Source organism: Ruminococcus sp. AM43-6, assembly GCF_003461785.1.
GTDB lineage: Bacteria > Bacillota > Clostridia > Oscillospirales > Ruminococcaceae > Hominimerdicola > Hominimerdicola aceti.
Window position 1 is genome coordinate 24801 of record NZ_QTXU01000012.1, and the last position, 16999, is coordinate 41799.

Annotated in this window: 17 protein-coding genes; 7 read left to right on the top strand and 10 right to left on the bottom strand. The window is 45.4% G+C overall.

Going from position 1 to position 16999, the window contains the following annotated elements; genetic code table 11:
• The first annotated feature begins 185 nt into the window (after nt 1-185).
• From DW938_RS08025 to DW938_RS08050, 6 genes are all read left to right on the top strand, one after another.
• Nucleotides 186-1094: a nucleotidyltransferase gene (locus DW938_RS08025; RefSeq protein WP_118124441.1), complete on the top strand. Its 909-nt coding sequence runs from the start codon at nt 186-188 to the stop codon at nt 1092-1094.
• A 213-nt stretch (nt 1095-1307) separates the two neighbouring features.
• Entirely contained in the window at nt 1308-2171 is an 864-nt protein-coding gene (locus DW938_RS08030) for a GDSL-type esterase/lipase family protein (protein WP_118124442.1), read from the top strand.
• A gap of 17 nt (nt 2172-2188) precedes the next feature.
• A complete protein-coding gene (locus DW938_RS08035; RefSeq protein WP_118124443.1) occupies nt 2189-2704 on the top strand; it encodes a DUF4358 domain-containing protein in 516 nt (171 codons plus the stop codon).
• Nucleotides 2705-2717: 13 nt separating this feature from the next.
• A complete protein-coding gene (locus tag DW938_RS08040; RefSeq protein WP_118124444.1) occupies nt 2718-4133 on the top strand; it encodes an MBOAT family protein in 1416 nt (471 codons plus the stop codon).
• 15 nt (nt 4134-4148) lie between these two features.
• A complete protein-coding gene (locus tag DW938_RS08045) occupies nt 4149-5282 on the top strand; it encodes a DHHW family protein (RefSeq protein ID WP_118124445.1) in 1134 nt (377 codons plus the stop codon).
• Nucleotides 5283-5362: 80 nt separating this feature from the next.
• Nucleotides 5363-5791: a thioesterase family protein gene (locus tag DW938_RS08050; RefSeq protein ID WP_038670708.1), complete on the top strand. Its 429-nt coding sequence runs from the start codon at nt 5363-5365 to the stop codon at nt 5789-5791.
• A 75-nt stretch (nt 5792-5866) separates the two neighbouring features.
• On the opposite strand, the gene DW938_RS08055 is transcribed toward DW938_RS08050, so the two are convergent.
• Nucleotides 5867-6298 (bottom strand): DUF1284 domain-containing protein, encoded by a 432-nt coding sequence (locus tag DW938_RS08055; protein ID WP_051706313.1) that lies wholly within the window; start codon nt 6296-6298, stop codon nt 5867-5869.
• Nucleotides 6279-6854 carry a biotin transporter BioY gene (locus DW938_RS08060; protein ID WP_118124446.1) on the bottom strand — a complete coding sequence of 192 codons (576 nt, stop codon included), beginning with the start codon at nt 6852-6854 and terminating at the stop codon, nt 6279-6281. Before DW938_RS08060 ends, DW938_RS08055 begins: the two co-directional genes overlap by 20 nt.
• Before the next feature lie 644 nt (nt 6855-7498).
• On the opposite strand from DW938_RS08060, the gene DW938_RS08065 reads away from it, so the two are divergent.
• Nucleotides 7499-8797 carry an O-acetylhomoserine aminocarboxypropyltransferase/cysteine synthase family protein gene (locus DW938_RS08065; protein WP_022287991.1) on the top strand — a complete coding sequence of 433 codons (1299 nt, stop codon included), beginning with the start codon at nt 7499-7501 and terminating at the stop codon, nt 8795-8797.
• Nucleotides 8798-9007: 210 nt separating this feature from the next.
• On the opposite strand, the gene rpiB is transcribed toward DW938_RS08065, so the two are convergent.
• From rpiB to DW938_RS08105, 8 genes are all read right to left on the bottom strand, one after another.
• Complete coding sequence (gene rpiB, locus DW938_RS08070) at nt 9008-9445, bottom strand: ribose 5-phosphate isomerase B (protein ID WP_022287992.1); 438 nt, start codon at nt 9443-9445, stop codon at nt 9008-9010.
• A 12-nt stretch (nt 9446-9457) separates the two neighbouring features.
• Entirely contained in the window at nt 9458-10147 is a 690-nt protein-coding gene (gene tsaB / locus DW938_RS08075; protein ID WP_118124447.1) for a tRNA (adenosine(37)-N6)-threonylcarbamoyltransferase complex dimerization subunit type 1 TsaB, read from the bottom strand.
• Nucleotides 10128-10583: a tRNA (adenosine(37)-N6)-threonylcarbamoyltransferase complex ATPase subunit type 1 TsaE gene (tsaE, locus tag DW938_RS08080; protein ID WP_118124448.1), complete on the bottom strand. Its 456-nt coding sequence runs from the start codon at nt 10581-10583 to the stop codon at nt 10128-10130. Before tsaE ends, tsaB begins: the two co-directional genes overlap by 20 nt.
• Before the next feature lie 4 nt (nt 10584-10587).
• Nucleotides 10588-11385: a hypothetical protein gene (locus DW938_RS08085; protein ID WP_118124449.1), complete on the bottom strand. Its 798-nt coding sequence runs from the start codon at nt 11383-11385 to the stop codon at nt 10588-10590.
• Nucleotides 11385-12563 carry a DUF3810 domain-containing protein gene (locus DW938_RS08090; protein WP_242992453.1) on the bottom strand — a complete coding sequence of 393 codons (1179 nt, stop codon included), beginning with the start codon at nt 12561-12563 and terminating at the stop codon, nt 11385-11387. The genes DW938_RS08085 and DW938_RS08090 overlap by 1 nt, the downstream gene beginning before the upstream one ends.
• Before the next feature lie 310 nt (nt 12564-12873).
• On the bottom strand, nt 12874-14544 hold the full coding sequence (locus tag DW938_RS08095) for a formate--tetrahydrofolate ligase (RefSeq protein ID WP_118124450.1): 1671 nt from the start codon (nt 14542-14544) through the stop codon (nt 12874-12876).
• A 206-nt stretch (nt 14545-14750) separates the two neighbouring features.
• Nucleotides 14751-16211, bottom strand: coding sequence for an SPFH domain-containing protein (locus DW938_RS08100; protein ID WP_118124451.1), 1461 nt, complete (start codon nt 16209-16211; stop codon nt 14751-14753).
• Between the two features lie 55 nt (nt 16212-16266).
• Complete coding sequence (locus DW938_RS08105; RefSeq protein WP_118124452.1) at nt 16267-16986, bottom strand: hypothetical protein; 720 nt, start codon at nt 16984-16986, stop codon at nt 16267-16269.
• Nucleotides 16987-16999 lie beyond the last annotated feature (13 nt).

Genomic DNA, 16999 nt, shown 5'->3' on the forward strand with positions numbered 1-16999 from the left:
GTATCACCCTGTCAAGTGTAAGAAAGTTGTAAAATACGCAGAAAAGCATTGCAAAAAACTGAATAAAAATGTCAAAATCTCTTGACATTTACTTTAAAGTATGGCATAATGTTAATATAATTTTAAGAAATAGAATAAAATTAAACTGAGAAATCAAAGAACAAAGAACAAGGAGATAAAAAATTATGAGTTGTACCCTTTGCATACTTGCCGCAGGTCTTGGAAGTCGCTTCAAAGGCGGCATAAAACAGCTTGAACCTTTCGGACCAAACGGCGAGATAATAATGGATTATTCTATCTATGACGCCGTTGAGGCAGGCTTTGACAAGGTCGTATTCATTATAAGAAAGGATATCCGTGATGCCTTTGATAAAATGATAGGCGACCGTATCTCAAAATACGTCAAGATAGATTACGTTTATCAGGAGCTTGACTGTCTTCCGGAGGGCTATTCCGTACCTGAGGGACGTGTTAAGCCGTGGGGTCACGGTCACGCAGTCTGCTGTTGCAAGGGCGTTATAAATGAGCCTTTCGCAGTAATAAACGCTGATGATTTTTACGGCAAGGAAGCTTTTGTGAAGCTCCACGATTTTCTCTGCAATGAAAACTCAGATCGCAAAAAGCTTCATCTCGGCATGGCAGGCTTCATACTGAAAAACACTCTGAGCGACTTCGGTGCAGTGAACAGAGGCGTCTGTGAAGTGAAAGACTCTATGCTCACAGACGTTGTTGAAACCTACAATATCCGCCGTGAGAATGACGGCAATGTCTATTCAGGCAAGGAAGAAACAGCCGAGCTTGACGAGAACTGCTATGTGTCAATGAATATGTGGGCTTGCCCTGACGGCTTTATAGATAAGCTCAATGGTATGTTCACAGACTTTATGAAAGAAAATAAAGACAGCCTGACAGCGGAGTTTCTCCTCCCTGCGGGTATCGATACAATGATAAAAACAGGTGTTGCAGACTGCAAGCTTCTGGAAACTCACGATAAGTGGTTCGGCGTTACATATAAAGAGGATAAGCCAACCGTTAAAGCCGATATCGCAAAGCTTATAGAGGCTGACGTTTATCCTGAAAAGCTTTGGAAATAAAACTTTTTCAAACAAATAAAACAGAATAATTTGTCAACAATAAGTCGGGCAGAACAAATTCTCCCGACTTTTTTGCGTCTGTTTGTAAAAAGTGAAGAAAATCCTTAATTCGACTAAAAAGCACTTGAAAAAGGCTGTAAAATGTGTTATGATAATCTTTGAAACGGATCTGCATTTTTGCAGGTCAGGAGAGATAATATAAGAGGTAGTATAATGGAGAGCCAACACGGTAGCAATTTGAAAAATATAAGAAAAAAAAGAGCCACAGCACAGCAAAGCATAGTGTCATTGAGTTGTCTTGTGTGCATAGCATTTGCGGCAATATGGGGCTTCCATGCAGGAAGCGGCAACAGCAGGGCTGTGGAAGCAAAGAAGATGTCAGCTTCAAGCTCCGTGGGAGAGAGCGAAAGCTCCGAGAGCAATGCAGACAGCTCTTCTCAGGCAGAAAGCATGGTCGATGAGAGCGGCATAGATGAAAGCCTTACTGACAGCTCAGTTACCCATGATGACGCCGACGACCTTTCCGACGCAGTTTTCATAGGCGACTCACGAACAGTTGGTCTGCAAAACAACTGCGATAAGCCAAAAGCAACATTCCTTTGCTCTGTGGGAATGCACATCGACACCGTTATGACAGAACAGAACATCACCCTCTCAAACGGCAATGCAGGCACTGTTATCGACGCTCTTGGAGAAAGACAATATGGCAGAGTGTATATAAACCTCGGCACTAACGAGCTTGGCTGGCCTTATATCGACACCTTCAAGGATTGTTATACACAGCTTATCACAAAAATTCAGGAGATACAGCCTGACGCTGTTATCTATGCTGAATCTATCCTCCCTGTAACAGCTTCAAGAAGCTTGCAGGGCGACGCCATAAATAACACAAATGTAGCCACATTCAATCAGGCTATCTCAGAGGTGGCACAGCAGACAGGTATAAATTACCTTGACTGTACCTCCGCTGTAGCAGGCGCAGACGGCACTCTTCCGGAGGAAGCCTCCTCAGACGGAATACACCTTATGAGCGAATACTGCGACAAGTGGCTCAACTATATAATCGACAACACATAAGAAAGGAAATAAGAATTATGAAAACAAAGAAGATACTCTGCACTCTTATGGCAGTTATGTGCATTGGCACAGCAGCACTTACAGGCTGCGGTTCAGGCTCCGACAGCAGCACAGCAAGCTCCGCAAATTCAGCGGCAGCCGCTCAGACAAACGAAAGCGTTGACGTAACAGCCGTTGCTGACAAGCTCAAGGACGGCATAGAGTTCAAGGACGAGCTCGCAGAGCTTGACGAAGCAAAGATAGAAAAGATAATCGGCATATCAACAGACAGCTATACAAAGGCTAAGGTCTATGTAAGCTCGTCAGGTGGAACAGCCGAGGAGATAGACTGCTTTGAAGCCAAGGACGCAGACAGTGCAAAGGCTATAGCAGATACACTTACAGCAAGAGTCGAAAGCCAGAAAAAGGTTTTTGAAAACTATGTCCCTGAGGAAATGACAAAGCTTAATGACCCTGTTCTTGTAACCAACGGCAATTATGTTTACCTCTGTCTTTCAAACGATAACGATAAAGCAAAAGAGATAATAGGCTAGGAGTAATAAATATATGCTTTTTTCAAGTACAACATTTCTGTTCGCATTCCTGCCTATTGTACTGATAACGTATTATATCGTCCCACGCATAACACGCAATCTGGTGCTGTTTATCTTCAGCCTTGTGTTTTACGCATGGGGCGAACCTGTTTATATCGTCCTCATGATAGCTTCCACTATCGTTGCATATATAACAGGACTATTGGCAGACAAACAGCGTAAAAACGCAAAAAAATACACTCCGCTCATCGCAATGATAGGAGCGGTTGTGTGGAACATTGGGCTTCTTCTGTTTTTTAAATATACCGACTTTTTCATCGGTGCGGCAAACAGCATTTTCGGCACGCATATAAAGACCTTGGGTCTTGCCCTCCCTATTGGTATCTCATTCTACAGCTTCCAGACCCTTTCATACGTTATCGACGTTTATAAGGGCGAAGTAAGAAGTCAGAAGAACTTCCTTGACCTTGCCACCTATGTTGCCCTTTTCCCACAGCTTATCGCAGGTCCTATCGTAAGATACATCGACGTTGCGGAACAGCTCAAAAAGCGTAACGAGAGCATAGAGCATTTTGCACAGGGCGTGTGGAGATTTTCCATAGGCCTTGGCAAAAAAGTCATTCTCGCAAATACTATCGGCGAGCTTTTCGACACTATCTCAAACTCGGCACAATCTGAACTGAGCGTTGCCGCAAGCTGGCTGGGCATAATAGCCTATACCTTCCAAATATACTTTGACTTCTCAGGCTATTCCGATATGGCGATAGGTCTTGGCAAAATGTTCGGCTTTGACTTCCTCGAGAACTTCAACTACCCTTACATCTCCACCTCTATCACAGACTTCTGGAGACGCTGGCATATGTCACTTTCAAGCTGGTTCAGAGATTATGTCTATATCCCACTTGGCGGTAACCGCAAGGGCAAAGCAAGACAGTGCCTTAACATCATGATAGTATGGTTTCTCACAGGCTTCTGGCACGGTGCAAACTGGAACTTTATGCTATGGGGCGTGTACTTCGGTGTGATACTCCTCTGTGAAAAGCTTTTCTTGGGCAAAGCCCTGAAAAAGATACCTGCATTTTTCCAGCACCTCTACGCACTTCTTTTTATAGTCATAGGCTGGGGAATATTCTCCTATGAAGATTTCGGCAAGCTCACACAGAACTTCAAAAATATGTTCGGCGCAGGGGGACTTCCTCTCATAAATCACCAAACAGTGTTCTGGCTCGCACAGTATGCAGTAACAATAGTAATACTTGTGATAGCTTCAACACAGCTTCCTAAAAAGCTCGCCTTGAAGCTTCAGATCAAGTGTCCTGAGATATGCGGCTGTATACTCCAACCGCTGTTCGCATTAACACTTTTGGCAGTTTCCACCGCCTACCTTGCAGGTAATTCATTCAATCCGTTCCTGTATTTCAGATTTTAAAGGAGGACGGCAGATATGAAAAAACAACTTAAAAACTATATTATGATAGTGTGCTTTCTGCTGTTCATATTCGGCTTTGCAGTGGCAAGCTTTATTTCCGAGGATCGTGAGTTCTCCGAAAATGAGAACCGCTATCTCCAGCAAGCCCCTGAATTTTCATGGAAAAAGCTTGAAAAAGGCGAGTTCACATCGGATATCGAAAGCTATATGTCCGATCAGATATTCATGAAAGACCAGCTTGTGAGTCTTAAAACAGTCACCGACCGCACGCTTCTGAAAAACTATCAGAACGGTGTATATTTCGGCAAGGACGGCTATTATCTCCAAGACTATCAGGAAAACAGACCTCTTATCGAGAAAAATATAAGCTGTCTTAACGATTTTGCTGACAGCCTCGATAAATCCGTTGACGTAAGCTTTCTTCTTGTGCCGAATGCAGTTTCCGTTATGTCAGACAAGCTCCCTGCGGTCACACAGACCGACGATCAGCTTGAAAGCGAAAAGTATATAAGCTCTATCCTCAGCGACAGGATAAACCTCTGCTTCCCATATGACCAGCTCAAAGACGCCGCAAAGTCCACGCAAGTTTTCTATAAGACCGACCACCACTGGACAGCCGAGGGAGCAAAAGTGGGATTTGACGCACTTATGACCGCCATGAATGAAGAGATCCCACAGGTATCCTACAATATAGAAACTGTAAAGGACTTTCATGGCACACTCTATTCAAAAGCCCCGACAGACTTCTCCGCTGCTGACGAAATGCACTTCTACACAAACCCTGACAACAGCGTAAAGGTAAATTATGTTGAAGAAAACAAACAAACAGACACCCTTTTTGACGATTCATTCAAGACCAAAAAGGATAAATACTCCACATTCATGGGCGGAAACTTTGCCCTCACGGAAATAGAAACAAACGGTGAAAGCGATGAACACGTCCTTATTATAAAGGACAGCTACGCAAACACAGTTATGCCATACTTTGCCGACAAGTATAAGCACATCACAATGATAGATATGCGTTATTACCACATCATGGATAAGACCGTCAGCGAGTATGTAAAAGACAACGGTATAACAAAGGTCATTTTCCTTTATAATATGGACTTTGTGAACACCGATAACAACTTCATATGGCTTGAATAACTCAGCAACAATTAGGGGCGGCCATTGGTCGCCCGCTATTTTTATCGCACCCATACAACACACAGAAAGAAGGACATAAAATGACACTTACCCCATACAAAAGAAAAGCCTTTTATTATGAAACAGACCGCATGGATATAATCCACCATTCAAATTACGTCCGCTGGCTTGAGGAAGCCCGTGTTGACCTTATGGAACAGCTTGGCTGCCCTTTCCACGAGATAGAGGCAAGAGGCATAGTTTCCCCTGTCCTCTCTGTTGAAACACACTATAAATATCCCGTCCGTTTCGGAGATGAGTTTGAAGTGCGCTGTAAGCTGTCAAAGTTCAACGGCTGTGCCTATGAACTTGACTACGAGGTCTTTGACCTTACCACTCAGAAAACAGCCTGCCTTGCCCACACCTCCCACTGCTTCACCACCTCCGACCTTAAGCCTGTAAGACTAAAAAAACATTATCCCGATATCTACGAGAAATTCCTATCCGCATATCAGGCAAGTGAAGAATAAGCAAAAAAATGTAAAGCTCCCGAGTTTCTTCTCAGGAGCTGTACTTTTGTGTAAAAAAATGACAGACGTGACCTGTCACGAAGAAAGCAATCCATCAACGCCCTCACGCCACTTTTCAAAGCTGCACAAACCAAGCTTTGCCCAGCGACATTCCGAGCATAGTATATCAAATGCCTTTTTATCCATTTTGCTTCTCAGCCTTGTCAGCGCACTGCGATAATTCTCCACTGAGTGACATTCTATCTCAGAAAGTCTGCAAACCTCGCTGTCTTTCTGTGCCACCGTTCCGCCACAGCCGTCAAGCAAACAACCGTCCTCCGTCCTGTTTGGGCAGTGCTGACATATCATATCTCCGCTGCACACAAACCGCACCGCAGTGTCCTCGCTCTCCAATCTGTCTTTCACAGACTGCATATTCACCGAAAAACCGTCACTGTAGCCTTTTCCCTGAAAAAGCGGCAGGCACAGCAGATGATGAAATCTAAGCTCAGGCTCTCTTGTAAGCATAGCAACCTGTCTTTGCAAGTCTGCTTACAAGCTCGATGCTGATAAGGTAAGCAGCAACAACAGAGATAACGTCCTTTACAAGATAAGGAACAGAAACAAGAAGGATAGACTTGCCAATAGAGATATTAGCAACGACAGCGTACTGGATAGCACCGAGCAGGTGGTCGCAAGCAAGACCTGCGATACCAAGCACGATAGCGATGACCTTACCGCTTATCTTGTCAGAGCAGAATTTTGCGCCAAGACCGCAAAGAAGAGCCATAACGATAAAACCGTAAATGAATCCACCTGTATACCCTACGATAACGGAGAAACCGCCTGACCAGCCTGCAAACACGGGCACACCGATAGCGCCCAGCAGACCATAGACCAGAGCAGACACAGCACCGCCCTTCCAGCCGAGAAAATATCCTGCCAGAGCCACAGCAAAAGTCTGGAGCGTAACAGGAACGTGAGTAGGAAGCGGAATAGTTATCTGCGAAAGCACAGCGATTATAGCCGTCATAACTCCGATACCGACTATTTGTTTTGTTTTGTTTTTAGCATTGTTATTCATTGTAAACCTATCCTTTACTTTTTATTTGACAATTAATATTGTATCACATACCGAACCTATTGTCAACCGAAAATATTTATTTCGGTATACAATTATAAGGCGTCGGTAAACGATAGTTTTATACAAATTTAATAACAAACAGCGAAAACACGGCATTGCCCTTCCGAACGGGACACCGAGGGCGTCGCCCCCTACAATATTTCGGGCAACTTCCTACCACCGCAAAATCGCTCCGCTCGGTGCTGTCTTTTACTTCGTACTTGAGCACAACTCTGTTCAGCTTTGCCAATTCCTCATTCCTCATTTCTCACTTCCCCTTGTGCATTTTGCCCTTAAATCCTACTAAATTGATAGAATTAATATCAGTTTTCACAAAAATGCGAAAAATCATCTTAAACCTATTGACATTCCTCTATGGGTGTGGTATAGTATAGATACGCTAAAACATACTAAACGACTAGGATTAATATGAATTTGAAATGAGGCGTTGAAAATGAGTGTAAAAATACTGAAACTGAAAACAGCGTACGATTCACGAATGTGTATGTGCTGTATGTGTTGCTGTTAAAATCAGCATAAAGTTCAGTAACAAAAATTTTTATCGGATTTAAAAAACATCAATTTAATGAAAGAGGTAATTTAAAATGAGCGCAATAAACGAAAGAAATCTTAAATTTGAAACACTTCAGCTTCACGTTGGTCAGGAAACAGCAGACTCTGTAACAGACGCAAGAGCCGTTCCTATTTATCAGACATCATCATACGTTTTCCATAACTCACAGCATGCCGCTGACAGATTCGCTCTTAAGGACGCAGGCAACATCTACGGCAGACTTACAAACCCAACTGAGGACGTTTTTGAAAGACGTATCGCAGCTCTTGAGGGTGGCACAGCAGCTCTTGCAGTTGCATCAGGCGCAGCAGCAGTAACATACGCTATTGAGAACGTAGCCCTTGCAGGCGATCATATCGTAGCTGCAAAGAACATCTATGGCGGCACATATAACCTGCTTGCACACACTCTTGTTGATTACGGCATCACAACAACATTTGTCGATCCGCTTGACCCAGCTAACTTTGAAAAGGCTATCAAGGAGAACACAAAGGCTCTCTATATCGAAACTCTTGGCAACCCTAACTCAGACGTAGTTGATATCGAAGCTATCGCAAATATCGCACACGCACACAATATCCCACTTCTCGTTGACAGCACATTCGCTACTCCATATCTCGTAAGACCTATCGAGTACGGCGCAGATATCGTTATCCATTCTGCAACAAAATTTATCGGCGGTCACGGCACAACAATCGGCGGAGTTATCGTTGAAAGCGGCAAGTTTGACTGGAAGAAGTCAGGCAAGTTCCCACAGCTCACAGAACCAAACCCAAGCTACCACGGCGTAAGCTTTGCAGACGCAGCGCCCGGCGCAGCATTTGTAACTCGTATCCGTGCGATCCTTCTCCGTGATACAGGTGCAACACTTTCACCTATCCACGCATTCATCTTCCTCCAGGGTCTTGAAACACTGTCCCTGAGAGTTGAACGTCATGTTGAGAACGCACTTAAGGTAGTTGACTTCCTTAACAAGCACCCAAAGGTAGAAAAGGTAAATCACCCTTCAGTATCAGACGATCCAAGCCAGCAGGCACTTTACAAGAAGTATTTCCCTAACGGCGGTGGTTCTATCTTCACGTTCGAGATAAAGGGTGACGCAAAGACAGCTCAGAACTTCATCGACCACCTGAAACTCTTCTCGCTCCTCGCAAACGTAGCAGACGTTAAGTCACTGGTTATCCACCCAGCATCAACAACACACGCAGAGCTTAACGAAGCAGAGCTTGCAGATCAGGGTATCAAGCCAAACACTATCAGACTTTCTATCGGTACAGAGCATATTGACGATATCATCTACGATCTCAGCGAAGCATTCGACGCTATCTAATAAAAACCTTTTGCCATTACGGTTTTTACCTAAAAATACAGACCTCAATATAGAAACGGCTGACAGGCGAAAAGCTTGTCAGCCGTTTCTGTACCCATAAAAAAAGCAGGGCAACAACAAGCCGCCCTGCTCCATAAAGCAAAAAGTCAGAAAAAATCCATCGTCACAAGGCGATACCATAATTCCTCATTCCTCACTCCTAACTCCTCACTACTTCTCCAGTTCAGAGATCTTATCCACTCTCCTCTGATGTCTGCCACCCTCAAACTCCGTTTCAAGGAAAACGTCCACCAGCTCGATAGCCAAGCCTGCACCCAACACTCTCGCACCAATACAAAGCACATTTGCGTCATTATGCGCTCTTGTATACTTAGCAGAGAAATAATCCGAACAGCAAGCCGCTCTTATTCCCTTTATCTTGTTTGCACTCATTGACATTCCAATACCAGTTCCGCATATGAGTATTCCCATTTCGTACTCGCCCGAAGCCACTTTCTCGCAAACTTCCTTTGCCTTGTCAGGATAGTCTACTTTCTCTCCTGCCTGAATACCAAAATCAGTGTATTCCACACCCTTTTCGTCCAAATGTGCCAATATCTCCGCCTTAAGCTCAGGACCTGCATGGTCACATCCAATAGCAATTTTCATATTAATTTCCTCCTATTTATCCCTATGTGCCTTATCCTTTTCTGCCTTTGTAGCCTGCAAATATGATACCTCCAGCCTGTCCGCCGAAACCATTATCTCAGGCTGAGCCTCCACCGCAAGACACAGTGACGAAGCCCTCTGCAGCCTGTTCACATAGCTTGCAAGCTGAACATTTTCGTTGTCAGCGAAATATTTCGCCTTTATCTCTGTCGCACAGTCACCCACAAGCATTGTCTTTTCAGTAAACTCTCCCGAAAAAACTTCCTCCTCAGGGCAAACTCTGTCAGCGGATATCCTCGTGACAACGCCGTTTTTGCACTCAAAATCGCCTGCGTAAACTATCTTAGGCCTTGCCCTCATAACAGAAATTATCCTGCCCTCAAAATCTATGCAATTGTACGCCAGCGAAAGCAAAGTGGAAACTCCTGCGCTTTTTAAGCTCTCACAGCCGAAGCACATTCCCTTTATAGCCGCCACGCCTATCCTAAGACCGGTGTATGACCCCGGACCCTTTGCGATAGCCGCACAATCAATGTCAGCGTAAGTAAGCCCTGTTTCCTCTAGTGCCTGCTTCACCATAGGCAATATCACCTGGGAATGAGTGAGCTTTGTGTATACAGATTTCTCCCAAAGAAGCTTCTCTCCGTCCGTCACCGCCACTGAAGCGACCTTTCCGCTTGTGTCAATAGCTAATATCTTCAAATCTATCATCTCCCTCAGGTGCAGTTATGCTTATCTCCCTGCTGTCCTCGTCAATGCGCTGAATATCTATCCTCAAAGCGTCCTCAGGAAGCTCCTCAGCAATATTCTCCGACCATTCCACCGCAAGCACAGTGTCTTCGTCCATGTAGTCAAAAAAGCCTGTAGTTTCCAGATCGTCCGCCGAATTTATGCGGTACATATCAAAGTGTATAAGGCTGAGCCTGTCCACACGGTATTCGTTCACCAACGCAAAGGTCGGCGAAGTCACCTCGTCGCCAAGTCCCATTCCAATGGAGATCCCCCTGGTAATAGTGGTCTTTCCTGCACCAAGACCACCGCTGTAAGCGATAAGATCGCCGCCTTTCAGCCGTCTGCCTATCTCCTCACCCAAAGCGATAGTTTCCGCCGCAGATGATGTTTTGTATACCTTTGTCAACCTATCACCTCATTTGACCGTCATCTTCCGTGTAGCCCACAATAAAAAGGCTGTTTTTATTCATAAGCTGATAAATGCTCTCCACCTCTGTCTTATCCGCCGCTGAATTGTAGCAGTTGTAAACATACAGCCTGCCCTCCTCTTTAACAGCGAAAACCGTGTGGATACCGCTGAAAATATTCAACCCGATATGGTAAGAAACTATCACAGGCTTGCCCTCTTCAACAGCCGCCTGAGCCTCCTCAGCCTTATAAAATCTTTTGTATCCCACTCCCATTGCCTTAAAAAGACCGCTTATTTTTCTAGGATTAGACCCCAGCGACCCGTCCGCCGCAATAAGAGCATTCTTTTCAAAATCATAAGCAAGCTTTGCCATGTCAGGCTCAAAGCCCTCGTATTTGAGATAATTATAAGCCGCAATGACCTCACAGCCTACCCCTGCGAACCTCTTCTTGCCAAGTATCAGATCGCACACAGGGGGATATTCCTGCCCGCATTTCACAAAGCCCTCTATCTTTATGCCCTTGTTGTGAGCATAATTTTCCGCAGCCCTGCCACTGTCAGTTTCCTTATAAGTGTCCTCAAAGAGCCGCCACTTCATATCGTCCTCCGAGCTGTCGCTCTGAATACCGCTCTCATCACCGACCTGCGAGCTTTCGTCAACTTCCATGCTGTCACTATCCACTGCAGAGCTTTCCGCAGTAGTGGTAAAAGCCGAATCATTGAGCCTTTCACTGTCCGCCTTGTTTCCGCATGAACTGAGCATTATCCCGAGAAACAGAATGACCGCAAGAATTTTCATCACAGCTCACCCTTGCTCTTAAAATAGTTGAGCATAAGATCCACCATTCTGCCATAGGACTGCTTGCCGTCCTCAACGCCATTGAGCTTCAGAGATTTTTCCATTGCCTTGTCAGATATCTCCCCCACTGCCTCGCTGTCGAAAACAGTGTCCTTAGCCTCGTCAACGCTCCGCCAGTAGTCCCAGTTTGCTTCCATATCAGCCCACACCTCGTCGCAGATAGAGCTGTCAAATTCTATCTTCTTATCGTCAGAAGCGTAGTCAAAAATCTTGTTTCTAACCTCGCCAAGCGCCGCCAGATAGCCCGAATAGCGGTAATCCGCATTATCCGATCTGTCGCACGCCATAAAGGCGATAAAGTTCGCCTCGTCCTCCTGAATGTAGCCTTTCGTATGAGCAAGCTCATGGCAAACAGTGTCAGGAAGTTTTGCCTTGTACATATCCTGATTGTAGTTCGCCTCCATAGAGAATGGGAAATAGATGCCCATAAGGTCCATTTGGCTCATAAAGAACGAGCATTTTATAGCTTTCGGAGTGACATAAAATCCCCCGAGGTTTTTAAATTCGCTTCCAAGCCCACGCATGGCCTCCTGAGCCGTCTTGTCAAGGTCAGCGGTCAGCACGAATTTTCCCTCGCTGTCACGCTCCACCTCTTTGCTAAGCGCATTTATCTCCGTAACAAGCTTGTTGCCAAGAGCTTCAAGCTCCGTCCTAGTGTGCTGTTCAGTGGGTATGCCGTTAAGCTCTGCAAAGCTTGAACAATGATAAATAACGAAGCAGTTAAAGGTCTGCACCGTCACAACAAAAGTGACTATCCACATATAAACAAGCCCGAAATTTTTTGCAGTTTTCTTTCTCTTGCCTTTTCTGACTATCACAAGCACCAGCATAGCCACCAGCGAAAGCGGAATACCGAAAACTGCCACCGCAATAAGCAATTCCCCGAAAGAAAACGGCAACAGCGAAGTGAGCCTGCCATATGTATTTTCCCAAATTGGAAAAACGTGAGCCGTATACCAGTCGCAGAACGCCGTACTTTTCCAGGCGACCACGTTCAGCACCACGCTGACTGCCACAAGGCAAACGCAGGCAATGACCTGCCAAGAGAGATGTTTTTTCTTGCCGTTCTCAGGCATTTTCACACTTTCCGTACTCTTTTTCACCGCTGTATCTGTCACTGCCGCTCACCTCGGTTCATGTATTTTACTCTGCTATCTCAACACGCCTGTTTACCCGACTTATTATCTGCTTACCTACAAATTATCTTATCGCACAAATCGTTTAGGGGCGAACAGCGTTCGCTCGTCTTGGTCGCCTACATGGTTTGTATAAATTCAAACCTCGTCGCTCCCAAAAACGGGACGTCGAGGGCGCCGTCCCCTACATTTGCCACGCCGCAAAATCGCTCCGCTCGGTATTTACTCTATCAAAGTGACTTGTTCGGTCGGCTATGCCAATTCCTCACTCCTCACTCCTCACTTAAACGGCTTAGAACAATCCGTAGATATTGCCCTCATTATCGCAATCGATATTATAAGCCGCAGGCTTCTTAGGCAGACCGGGCATTGTCATAATATCGCCCGTATAAGCTACCACAAATCCTGCACCGGCTGAAAGCCTTACATCTCTTACTGTTATCTCATAATTCTCAGGCTTTCCAAGCTTTGTCGGGTCGTCAGACAGTGAATACTGCGTCTTAGCCACGCAAGCAGGGATATCCCCGAATCCAAGGTCAGTAATCTCCTTTATAGCCTTTTCAGCCTGCTTTGTATAGATCACGCCGTTTGCACGATATATCTCTTTCGCAAGTATATCAAGCTTATCCTTGATAGGGAGCTTCTCGTCATAAAGTGGCTTGAACTCAGACGGCTTTGTTTCGATAGTCTTGCAAACCTTTTCCGCAAGGTCGATACCGCCCTCAGAGCCTTTAGCAAATATCTCAGCCAGTGAGAACTCAACACCCATTTCACCGCAAACTCTCTCGATAACAGCCAGCTCAGCCTCAGTATCAGTATGGAATCTATTTATAGCCACCACTACAGGCACACCGAACTTGTGCATATTCTCAATATGAGTTTTCAGGTTTACGATACCCTTTTCGAGAGCCTCAACATTTTCGTTAGTAAGCTCAGTTTTCGGAACACCGCCATTGTATTTCAATGCCCTTACAGTAGCCACCAGAACTACGCAACTTGGTTTAAGACCAGCGTATCTGCACTTGATATCAAAGAATTTCTCTGCGCCAAGGTCAGAGCCGAAGCCGGCCTCAGTGATAGTGTAGTCAGCAAGCTTCAAAGCAAGCTTTGTGGCTCTTACTGAGTTACAGCCGTGAGCGATATTAGCGAATGGACCGCCATGGATAAGAGCAGGATTGTTCTCAAGCGTCTGAACAAGGTTAGGCTTCAAAGCGTCTTTCAGCAAAGCAGTCATAGCACCGCAACCGCCTATATCCTTAGCATAAACAGGCTTTCCGTCAGTTGTGTAAGCAACGAGTATCTTCTCAATTCTAGCCTTAAGGTCAGCCAGATCGGAAGCGAGGCAAAGAATCGCCATTATCTCAGAAGCGACAGTTATCTGGAAAGAATCCTCTCTAGGAATACCATTCACCTTTGAGCCAAGACCGATAACGATATCTCTCAGCGCTCTGTCATTCATGTCAAGGCAGCGCTTGAAAAGTATCCTTCTCTGGTCAATGTGAAGCTCGTTTCCCTGCTGCATATGGTTGTCGATAAGGGCGCAGAGCAGGTTGTTAGCCGCAGTTATAGCGTGCATATCTCCTGTGAAGTGCAAATTGATGTCTTCCATAGGAACGACCTGAGCGTATCCGCCGCCAGCCGCACCGCCCTTGATACCAAAAACAGGACCCAGTGAAGGCTCTCTCAGAGCGAGCATAGCTTTCTTGCCTATCTTGTTCATAGACTCAGCCAATCCAACGGAAATAGTGGTCTTGCCCTCTCCTGCAGGCGTAGGGTTTATAGCGGTAACAAGAATAAGCTTACCATCTGGATCATTTTTAGTTTTAGCATAAAGCGACTCAGAAAGCTTAGCCTTGTAGTGACCATAAGGCTCATATTCATCTTCTGAGATGCCGAGCTTAGCAGCGACCTCCCCAATTTTGAGCATTTTCGCCTGCTTTGCGATTTCGATATCTGACAGCATTTAGATCAAGTCCTTTCAGAAAAATTTTTAGTATATCGGTAAAGACCCATATAAAATATCATACGCTATATATTATATCACATATCCGTGATGATTTCAATATTTCATATGTAAACAAACTATATAAACCGACACATTTCCGAACATCGCCCCACAAAAAATAGCCGCCCCACATTCCGCAGGACGGCTCAAAATAACTATAAGAATTATTTCTGAATATCGTTATCGTTAAATGGATCTCCACATTCCGGGCAGAACTTAGGAGGATTTTTCGGATCTTCAGGCTCCCAGCCGCATTTGTCACACTTGTAAAGCGGCTCTGATGCAGGCTTTGGCTTTCCGCACTCAGCGCAGAACTTGCCCTTGTTCACTGCTCCGCATGAGCAAGTCCAGCCTACCGGCTGCTCTGGCTTTGGTGAACCGCAGTTTGCACAGAACTTTCCTGTGTTCTCTGTGCCGCATGAACACTTCCAGCTGTCTGCTGCCGGCTTTGGCTCAGGCTTAGGCTGTCCGCAGTTAGCACAGAATTTTCCTGTGTTTGTTGTTCCGCAAGCACAAGTCCAGCCGTTCTCAGGTGCAGCCTGTGTTGGTGCAGCTGCTGGAGCTGCCTGCTGTGGAGCTGCCTGTGCAGCCTGCTGATTCATCATGTTCTGCTGCATCTGCTGCTGATACATAGTCGCGTCCATTGGCTGACCCATCATGCCGCCTGCCATGCCCATGCCCATAAAGCCTGCCATAACACCGTTTGCGTTGCTTGCCGCTGCCTCTCTTGCCTTGTTGATAGACATTCTGTCCATAGCATAGAGCATTGAAGGATCACTTCCAACAGTTTTTGCCTCCTGGAATTTTGCGATTCTCTGCTTTGACTCTTCGTCCACGTTCAGCTCAATAGCAAGGCTTGTTATCTTAACACCCTTTGTAGCCCACTTTTCTTCAAGCTCTGCATTCATTGCTTCAGCAAGCTCATCAGGATAAAGACCGAGCTGATCGTATGGTATTTTCTGAGCGGATATCCTTGTAAGAGCCTTCTGGAACTTAGGTGTCATGTCAGCCTTAAGCTGGCCGAGAACTGCCACGCCGTCAGGGCTGTCAACAGTAAGTACCTTATTTACGTTCTGAACAACGTTCTCATAGAAGTTCATAGGGTTTATGATCTGAAGCTCATACTGACCATGACCCTGTGCGTTAAGAGTGAGGTTCATCTCGCCATCTCTGAAAGGTATCTTGCCGAAACCGATCTTGTTTCCAGGCAGAGGTCTGAGGTTTATGTAGATAAGACGCATGGTGTTCATAGCCTGACCGCCTGCTGTAAATCTTCTGCCTATCTCCTTGATAGAAGCGCCAAGGTCGCCCCAGCCGCCGCCAAGAAGTGACGGAGATACAGTTGAATCATACTTATACTGACCTGCTGTTTCCTGTGTACCGATAACAAAATCGTGTACTCTGCCGTTCTCGATAAGCAAAGCCGCCTGATTTACCGCAACGTCAAAGCGTGAACCGTTTGAGATAACGCCCTCTGTGCCGTTGTTCACAGTCTTTCCTCTCTTAACAAGAGTAGCCGGCTGACAGAGTATCTTAGTTGACATATCCTCACATCTGAAGTACTCTACTACCTGATCGGCAAATGTTGAGCCGACTGCTGATGTAAACATCTTAATAAGTCCCATAGTTAAATTCCTTTCGTTGTCTGTATTATTTCACCCCAAGGGGTTTTAAACTTGTCTATCTCAGCATGGATATCCTGCTGACTTTCCATGTGCGCTCTACAGAGCTGTGTATCTCAGAACCGCAGTAAGGACAAACCGAGCCTGCGGTATCCACAGGCGCTCCGCAGAACTGACATATAAGGCTGGCGTTTTCGCCCTCTATCCCCATTGAAAGATAGTATGAATAATCCGCCTCATAAATGTGCTGTGCCTTTATCCCGTTGAGCTTGTATTCAAGAGATACCTGAAACTTTGCCGTTGCAGCGTCATGATCTCTATGATAAGACGCCACCTGCGACTTGTGGATATGTATATCGTCATAATGCTTTGGCGTAACCGTTGAGGAGTTGTCTTTTGCCATCGTGGCTGCTCTCTGCCTGAACGCTTCGGTACAGTATTCAAGCTGATTCTCGCTTGCTTCTCCGTTTATAACAAGAAAATATTTCATCACAGTGTTTTCCACTATGCTCCTTGCTATATTTTCATCATAGTCAGGAAAATCTCTCTTTATGTTGTTCACCACATTAGGGTCAACATAAGTAAACTGCATGGCGTTGTTCTGTCTTTCCTCAGTTGCGTCATTTATGGTCCTTAGCAGGTCGTTGGCACGGCTCAGTTGTCTGCCAATGGCGTTCGATACCGCTTTTTTCACAGAATATATCACCGCTATACCACCGCCTATGGCGACCGCTATAACTATTATTTTTATTATAAGCGCCGTTGATATTTCAGGCATTTAGCTGATACCC